Source organism: Tsukamurella pseudospumae, from assembly GCF_001575205.1.
In the GTDB taxonomy this organism is placed as follows: Bacteria; Actinomycetota; Actinomycetes; order Mycobacteriales; family Mycobacteriaceae; genus Tsukamurella; species Tsukamurella pseudospumae.
In genome coordinates, this window is record NZ_LSRE01000064.1 from 1 (window position 1) to 718 (window position 718).

The 718-nt window shown below is 56.0% G+C and carries 2 protein-coding genes; both read right to left on the reverse strand.

Annotated features, from left to right (window positions below; genetic code table 11):
* On the reverse strand, window positions 1-252 hold a 252-nt coding region (locus tag AXK61_RS24180), incomplete at its 3' end, for a hypothetical protein (RefSeq protein WP_156485814.1).
* Window positions 253-286: 34 nt separating this feature from the next.
* The gene (locus tag AXK61_RS25270) at window positions 287-595 is read right to left on the reverse strand and encodes a hypothetical protein (RefSeq protein WP_068746359.1); all 309 of its coding nucleotides are present in this window, start codon (window positions 593-595) and stop codon (window positions 287-289) included.
* Between the last annotated feature and the right edge of the window lie 123 nt (window positions 596-718).

Consider the following 718-nt stretch of genomic DNA (forward strand, 5'->3'; position numbering starts at 1 on the left):
AGCAGCGGTCGAGATGTTCACACCACACTTCTGCAACGCGAGCGACAGATTCTCATTGGCCTTCAAACACACCTCATGAACATGCTGATAGCTCTCCTGATCCACACCCACCCAGTTACCCGCATTCAGATTCGCGGTGTTATTGGCCGTGAGCTCAGCAATATTCGCATCCGCCACCGCCGCAGCCTTACCGAAACTCGCCGACGTGGTGTCATAGCTCGCGTAGTTGACCAGAATCCGGTCGACACTCATGGAAGTTCTCCTCTACTATTCGCAGTCGATCAGGTCAGACAGTGGCATAGCCGGTGAACAACGAACCACCATCACCATCGGTATTAGCGATCAAACCACCATTCCGATTCAGCGCCTCAGCGATCGTCTCCAACTTCTGCTGCTCCGAATTACACACGGCGATCAACTCATCCATATGCGCAACAGCCTTGTTCGTCGTATCACCCGCATTCGCGGCACGATACGCCTCAGCAGTAGTACGCACGAACTTGATGTTCGCCAACGTCAACGCAGCCACATCATGCGTCTTCGCGGTACCAGCAGCATGCGCGACGGTGTTCAGGTCATAGATCTGCGGGGGCATTGCATTCTCCTCCAGTTCGTCAGGGACGGTTCGGTTCGAAACAGCGGATGGGTCTCAGCGGTGGGGTTCCAGTGCGATGATCAGGACTCCTCCCCGCCGTGGCGCCTGGAGACATCCGGTGTC